Genomic DNA, 6,447 nt, shown 5'->3' with positions numbered 1-6,447 from the left:
AGCCGGTTTCCGTCAGATCGCCTTTGGCGATCTTCCTGGGTTGGTCGGCGGGGCCTTCGGCGATTCGCGGGGCCTCTGGCCTCGGGGGCTGGGTCAGGGCGAGGGGGCGGCGCCGTGCTGGCGGCCGTGCCAGGCGACGGTGGCCTCCCAGAGCGCGTCGGCGACCGCCTCGTTGTCGTCCGCGGCGTCGAGCAGGGTCTCGACGAGCTCGGCGCGGGGGACACGGCTGAGGAACACCCGCATCGCGGCGTGCACCGGATCGTCGGTGAACAGCGAGCTCTCGCCGATGATCCCGCCGTTGTCCTCGTCGTCGTCGGCATCCTCGTCGTCGTCGGCGAGTCCCGCCGAGCCGGTGGCGACCAGGGCGACGGCGACCGCGTGGCGGCAGAACGAGCCGGTCGCCCCTTCGGGGCAGGTGCAGCCGGTGCGCGGCCCGTCGTCGGCGGCCTCCAGCCGGACCTCGTGCGGCCCGTCGTCGTCGACCGTGCCCGAGGCGTTGGTAGGCCGGATGCGCAGCTGCTCGACGCGGCCGAGCAGGGCCAGGTTCACCCCTTCGATGAACACGTCGGTACCCGCGCGCTGTGCGCAGGCACGTTCCTCGAAGGCTGCTTCGAGCGGGGTGACGGCGTCCCCGCCGTGCCCGTTCTCTCCGGACACAGAAATGATCACTGGTCAATCCTACGGAATGCGAGGGCGGATCGTACCGGCCAGGTCCCCGGCGTTACCAAGGNCNTCTTGTCAGACGTAGCATCGCGATATATCGTTAGCGTACGCGATAGCGAGCGGATGACCTCCGTTGGTCTTCCGTGGAGATGAAGGGCAAGATCATGACATCGCAGGCGATTCCAGGCCCATGGGGACCCTGGGGCAAGTGGGGGCGCGCGGCGGGTTTCGATCCCGCGCGGCTGTCGGAGTTCTTCGAGACGGTGGCCGGCTGGGCGGAGCGTGAGGCCGGCGGGTGCGGGACGAAGGAGTCGGCGGCTCGCGAGCGCACCAGCCGCACGGCGCGCGGCGGGCACGGCGGCGGGCGGCATGAGCACGGCGGACCCGGCGAGGGGCGGCCGCGCGGGCGCCGCGGCGGTGGCCCGGGCTGGCCGCCGTTCGGCGGCTTCCCCGGTCCCGGGTTCGGTCCCGGGTTCGGTCCGGGCTTCGGCGGGCCGGGTGGCTTCGGCCGTGGGCCGCGGGTGGGGCGCGGCGACGTCCGCGAGGCGTTGCTGGCCCTGCTCGCCGAGCAGCCCATGCACGGCTACCAGATGATCCGCGAGCTGGCCGAGCGCAGCGGTGGCACCTGGCGGCCGAGCCCCGGCTCGGTCTACCCGGTGCTGTCCCTGCTCGCCGACGAGGGGCTCGTGNGCGCGGAGGAGGCGGAGGGCAAGCGGGTCTTCCACCTCACCGACCTCGGGCGGGCCCACGTCGAGTCCCGGGTGGGGCACCGCAAGCCGTGGGAGACCGCCGCGGCCAGCGCCGACGACGAGCTGACCAGCCTGCGCTCCCTGGCCTTCGCGGTGGGTGCCGCGGTGGTCCAGGTCGCCCAGGCCGGGGACGACGCGCAGATCGCCGCCGCCCGGTCCCTGCTCACCGAGACCCGCCGCAGCCTTTACCGCATCCTGGCCGGCGACGAAGGCGAGCCGGCGACCGCGGAGGGGGCCCACAGCGCCGGGCAGGCCGCCGCCGGGAACGACGCCGCCGCGCAGGACGGTGACGGGACGGTGGACGGTCCCGCGTCGGGCTGGGATGCGAAGTCCTGACTCTGATCCCGGCCCCGGCCCTGGCCCTGGCCGGGGACTGTCGGGACCGCGGCTCAGGATCCGCCGGCGGGCCACCCCTTCGGGCAGGGCGAGGCCCTGATTCGAGGGGGTGCGCCCGGCCGCGGCGCGATCGGCGCGGCGCGGCGCACGGTCCACCGAGGGCCGCGGCACCGGTATGGGACGCTTGCGCGATGGCGGTGGTCGGTGTCGGCGTCGACGTGGTGGACGTGGACCGTTTCGCCGCGACGCTGTCCCGGACGCCGGGGATCGCGATGCGCCTGTTCACCCCGGCGGAGCGCGGTCTGGCCCGCCCGGAGCGGCTGGCCGCCCGGTTCGCGGCGAAGGAGGCCGTGGCGAAGGTGCTTGGGGCGCCGCCCGGGCTGGAATGGCACGACGCCGAGGTCGTCCTGGCCACGGGTGGGCGGCCGTCGCTGCGGATTCGCGNCACCGTGGCCGCCGCGGCGCAGCGGCTCGACATCGCCTCCTGGCACCTGTCCCTCACCCACGACGGCGGGGTCGCCATCGCGATGGTCGTCGCCGAGAGCTGACCGCCTTCCTACCGGCCAACTCTCCTGCTGACCGCCTTCCTGCGGCACCGGCCGCTCGGCGCGGGGCAGCATGGCGGCATGCGGAACGCGCACACGGTCACCCAGATCCGGGACGCCGAGGCAGTGCTGCTCGCCTGCCTGCCGCCCGGAGCCCTCATGCAACGCGCGGTGTACGGCCTGGTCGCCCATGTCGCCCGCCGCCTCGGCCACGTCTACGGCGCCCGGATCGTCGTGCTTGCCGGGGGCGGTGACAACGGCGGTGACGCCCTGTGGGCCGGCGCACGCCTGGCCGCGCGGGGCGCTCGGGTCGACGCCGTCGCACCCGGCCGCACCCATCCGGAGGGCAGCGCCGCCCTGCTCGCCGCCGGCGGCAGGCTGCACGGCCCCGCCTCGGAGCTCGACGACGAGACGCTGCGCGGACTGGTGGACCGCGCCGACCTCGTCCTGGACGGGTTGCTCGGCATCGGTGGCCGCGGCGGCCTGCGGGCGGACCACGCCCGGCTGGCGGCCCTCGCGCCGCCCGAGCGCACCGTGGCCGTCGACGTTCCCAGCGGCGTCGACGCGGACACCGGCGCCGTCACCGGACCCGCCGTGCGGGCCAGTGCCACCGTCACGTTCGGCACGCACAAACGCGGCCTGTGGCTGATGCCGGGCGCCGCCCACACCGGGCCGGTGGAGCTGGTCGACATCGGGCTGGCGCTGCCCGAACCCGACCTGCGGGCGCTCGACGACGCCGACGTCGCCGCCATGTTCCCGGTGCCGGGCCCGGAGTCGTCCAAGTACCGCCGGGGGGTCCTCGGCCTGGTCGCGGGCAGCGACGCCTATCCGGGTGCCGCCGTGCTCGCCGTCGGCGGTGCGCTGCGCGGCGGCGCCGGCTACCTGCGAGTCGTGACCGAGGGCCACGCCCTGACCGAGACGCCCGACNCCCACGCCCACGCCCACGATGACGGAGACGGAGACAGAGACAGAGCCGATGACGCCGGCGGTTCCGCGGTGGGTGTCGCCAGCCGGGCGGGGGAGTTCGTCCGGCTGGCGCACCCCGAGGCGGTGGTGACCGCCGTCCGGGCCGGGGACCGCGCGGCCATGCTCGCCGCCGGCCGGGTTCAGGCCTGGGCGATCGGCCCGGGACTGGACCCGGGGCCCGCGGTCCGGGAGCTGGTGGCCGGACTGCTCGGCACCGACCTTCCGGTCGTGGTCGACGCGGGCGCGCTCGACCCGCTGGCGGAGATCCTCGCGGCGGATCCCGCGGCGCTGCGTGACCGGGGCGCGCCGGTTCTCCTCACCCCGNACGAGGGCGAGTTCGGCCGGCTCACAGCCGCCGCCCTGGGCTGGGATCCCGACCGCACGACGGCGGACCTCGCGGCGGACCGCCTCGCCACCGTCCGGCGGGCCGCCGCGGCGACGGGCGCGGTGATCCTGCTCAAGGGCACCCGTACCCTGATCGTCGAACCGGCCGGGGCGGCCTGGGTGAACACGACCGGTTCCGGCTGGCTGGGCACCGCCGGCACGGGGGACGTCCTGACCGGGCTGATCGGCTCGCTGCTCGCCGCCGGGCTGCCCGCCGCCGGTGCCGGGGCGGTCGGCGCGTACCTGCACGGGCGCGCCGCCGAGCGGGCTGCCGCGCCGCTCGCCGCCGGCGACCTGCCCAACCTGCTGCCTCGGGTCATCGCGGAGCTGCTCGCGTAGCCGGTCGGGGGCACCCGGCGGGCGGTCACGGCGAGTAGCGTGGCGGCCATGAGCGTGCAGGGGCCAGGGGCGTCCGCCAGCAGCGAACCCCGGACGTATGCCGCCGTCGAGCTCGACGCGGTCCGTGATTCGGTGGCCNCTCTCGCGGCCCGCGCCGGCGACGCCGCCACCATGGCCGTCGTGAAGGCCGACGGGTACGGCCACGGCATGATTCCCTGCGCCCGGGCTGCCCTGGACGCCGGGGCGAGCTGGCTGGGCACGGCCGTCCTCGAGGAGGCGCTCGCGCTGCGCGCGGCCGGGATCACCGCGCCCGTGCTGTGCTGGCTCGCGACGCCCGGTGAGCGTTTCGGCGAGGCGATCTCGGCCGGCATCGACGTGTCGGCCTCCGCGTCCTGGACCCTCACGGAGATCGCCGCGGCCGCGCGGCTGGCTGGCCGACCGGCCCGGGTGCACCTCAAGGCGGACACCGGCCTCGGCCGGGCGGGGGCGATGCCCGGCGACTGGCCGGGGTTGTGTGACCAGGCCGCGGCGCTGCAGGCCGAGGGCGTGATCGAGGCGTTCGGGGTGTGGAGCCACTTCGCGTTCGCCGACGCCCCCGGGCATGCGACGGTGCAGGCTCAGATCGGGGCGTTCCGGGACGCGGTCGACATCGCCGAGAAGGCTGGGCTGGCGCCGACCGTGCGGCATCTTGCGAACTCNGCGGCGACCCTGGTCAGCCCCGAGGCCCACTTCGACCTGGTGCGGCCCGGGGTGTCGGTCTACGGGCTCTCCCCGGGCCCGGAGGTCGGCCCGCCCGCGCGGTTCGGCCTTCGGCCGGCGATGTCGCTGGTCAGCCATGCCGCGCTGGTCAAGCGGGTGCCGGCCGGCACGGGCGTGTCCTATGCCCACCGCTACACCACGGCGCGGGAGACGACGCTCGCCCTGGTACCGCTGGGCTACGCCGACGGCATCCCCCGGGCCGCCACGAACACCGGCGAGGTGCTGTTCGGCGGCCGCCGGCGGCGCATCGCCGGCACCGTCTGCATGGACCAGTTCGTCCTCGACGTCGGGGACGACGAGGTGGCCGCGGGCGACGAGGTGCGGCTGTTCGGCCCGGGCGACCTCGGCGAGCCGACCGCGGACGACTGGGCCGTGGCGCTGGGCACCATCAACTACGAGATCGTGACCCGGATCGGCCAGCGCGTCCCGCGCGTCTACGTCTGATCAGCCGCAGCCGCCGGAGGAGCAGCCGCCGCCGGTGGGGGCGCTGCCGCCGAGCGCGCCGCGCTCGATCCGGCGGCGCACCGGACGGGCGGCGGCCTCGGTGGCCTCCCGCTCGGCCTGCTCGATCTTCGAACGGGTGGTCAGCGTCAGCATGACCGGGCCGGGGGCGGCCGGGGCCGCCGCGGCGGGCGTCAGCTCCAGCTCCGCCTCCGGCTCGGACTCGTCGACCATCCCGAGCGCGGCGGCCCGCTCCGGGCCGGTCAGGCCGCGACCGGCGCTCACCGGGATGTCCTTGCTCCTGCGCCACGCCAGCTTCACGATTCCCGCCTCCGCAACGAAAACATCCACCGCCCCCACCGGGCGTCCCGGCCTCGTTCCACGGTAAGGGACTCCGCCCGGCTCGGCCCGGCCCGGCGGCCCGGATGTGACCCGGCCGTGCTGTCGGTCGGCCGACCGATCGGACAGATGTCGGCCGTGCCGGGTCCGGGGAGACCGGTGGCTACACTTGGCTGGGAGTCGCGACTGGCGCACAGAGGTGGAACTGACCACCGGGGAGCGATGAGCGGGTCGGTGCCGTGCGCCTGGGTGCCTCCGGCNGGATGAGACCTGCCGGAGGTCAGCATGCACAATCCCCCGCTTCCCGAACTCNCCGTCGCCGATCCCGAGCTCGCCGGGCTGGTCGAGGCCGAGGCCGCCCGCCAGCACGCGTCGATCAGGCTGATCGCCTCGGAGAACTACGTCTCCACCGCGGTGCTGGAGGCGTCCGGCTCCGTCCTGACCAACAAGTACTCCGAGGGGTACGTCGGCCGGCGGTACTACGAGGGTCAGCAGGTCGTCGACCCGATCGAGACGCTGGCCGTCGATCGGGCCAAGTCGCTGTTCGGCGTCGAGCACGCCAACGTCCAGCCGTACTCCGGCTCGCCGGCGAACCTGGCCGTCTACCTCGCCTTCGCCCAGCCCGGGGACACGGTCATGGGCCTGTCGCTGCCGATGGGCGGCCACCTGACGCACGGCTGGAGCGTGTCGGCGACCGGCAGGTGGTTCCGCAGCGTCCGCTACGGGCTGCGCGCGGACACCGGCCGGATCGACCTGGACGAGGTGCGCGACCTGGCCCGCACCGAGCGGCCGAAGATCATCTTCTGTGGCGGGACGGCGATCCCGCGGACGATCGACTTCCCGGCCTTCGCCGAGATCGCGCGCGAGGTGGGCGCGGTGCTCGTCGCCGACATCGCGCACATCGCCGGGCTGATCGCCGGCGGTGN

4 protein-coding genes, 9 pseudogenes and 1 riboswitch are annotated in these 6,447 nt (G+C 75.4%); of the genes and pseudogenes, 11 read left to right on the top strand and 2 right to left on the bottom strand.

Annotated elements, in window-relative coordinates; genetic code table 11:
* Positions 1-93: 93 nt before the first annotated feature.
* Entirely contained in the window at positions 94-669 is a 576-nt protein-coding gene (locus UK94_RS11215) for an SWIM zinc finger family protein (protein ID WP_041938853.1), read from the bottom strand.
* Positions 670-827: 158 nt separating this feature from the next.
* Here UK94_RS11215 and UK94_RS47895 point away from each other — a divergent pair.
* The 10 genes and pseudogenes from UK94_RS47895 to alr all read left to right on the top strand — a co-directional run.
* Positions 828-1,352 (top strand): annotated as a pseudogene (locus tag UK94_RS47895) (PadR family transcriptional regulator); the annotation flags it as partial.
* A gap of 1 nt (position 1,353) precedes the next feature.
* Positions 1,354-1,748 (top strand): annotated as a pseudogene (locus tag UK94_RS47890) (PadR family transcriptional regulator); the annotation flags it as partial.
* Between the two features lie 191 nt (positions 1,749-1,939).
* A pseudogene (locus UK94_RS11205) lies at positions 1,940-2,192 on the top strand (holo-ACP synthase); the annotation flags it as partial.
* A gap of 1 nt (position 2,193) precedes the next feature.
* Positions 2,194-2,296 (top strand): annotated as a pseudogene (locus UK94_RS47885) (holo-ACP synthase); the annotation flags it as partial.
* 78 nt (positions 2,297-2,374) lie between these two features.
* Positions 2,375-3,220: pseudogene (locus tag UK94_RS47880) on the top strand (NAD(P)H-hydrate epimerase); the annotation flags it as partial.
* Position 3,221: 1 nt separating this feature from the next.
* Positions 3,222-3,583: pseudogene (locus UK94_RS47875) on the top strand (NAD(P)H-hydrate dehydratase); the annotation flags it as partial.
* A gap of 1 nt (position 3,584) precedes the next feature.
* On the top strand, positions 3,585-3,982 hold a 398-nt coding region (locus UK94_RS47870; RefSeq protein WP_313949477.1), incomplete at its 5' end, for an NAD(P)H-hydrate dehydratase.
* A 48-nt stretch (positions 3,983-4,030) separates the two neighbouring features.
* Positions 4,031-4,120 (top strand): annotated as a pseudogene (locus UK94_RS73495) (hypothetical protein); the annotation flags it as partial.
* A gap of 1 nt (position 4,121) precedes the next feature.
* Positions 4,122-4,680: pseudogene (locus UK94_RS47865) on the top strand (alanine racemase); the annotation flags it as partial.
* Between the two features lies 1 nt (position 4,681).
* On the top strand, positions 4,682-5,185 hold a 504-nt coding region (gene alr / locus UK94_RS47860), incomplete at its 5' end, for an alanine racemase (protein ID WP_235487452.1).
* Here alr and UK94_RS11190 read toward each other — a convergent pair.
* Complete coding sequence (locus UK94_RS11190; protein ID WP_231861509.1) at positions 5,186-5,533, bottom strand: hypothetical protein; 348 nt, start codon at positions 5,531-5,533, stop codon at positions 5,186-5,188.
* Positions 5,534-5,693: 160 nt separating this feature from the next.
* Positions 5,694-5,779, top strand: a riboswitch (ZMP/ZTP riboswitch).
* A gap of 55 nt (positions 5,780-5,834) precedes the next feature.
* Between UK94_RS11190 and glyA the strand changes: the two are divergent.
* Positions 5,835-6,446 (top strand): annotated as a pseudogene (gene glyA, locus UK94_RS47855) (serine hydroxymethyltransferase); the annotation flags it as partial.
* Position 6,447 lies beyond the last annotated feature (1 nt).

Source organism: Frankia sp. AvcI1 (genome assembly GCF_001420875.1).
GTDB classification, from domain to species: Bacteria; Actinomycetota; Actinomycetes; order Frankiales; family Frankiaceae; genus Frankia; species Frankia alni.
This window is presented reverse-complemented; position numbering and strand designations above follow the sequence as displayed.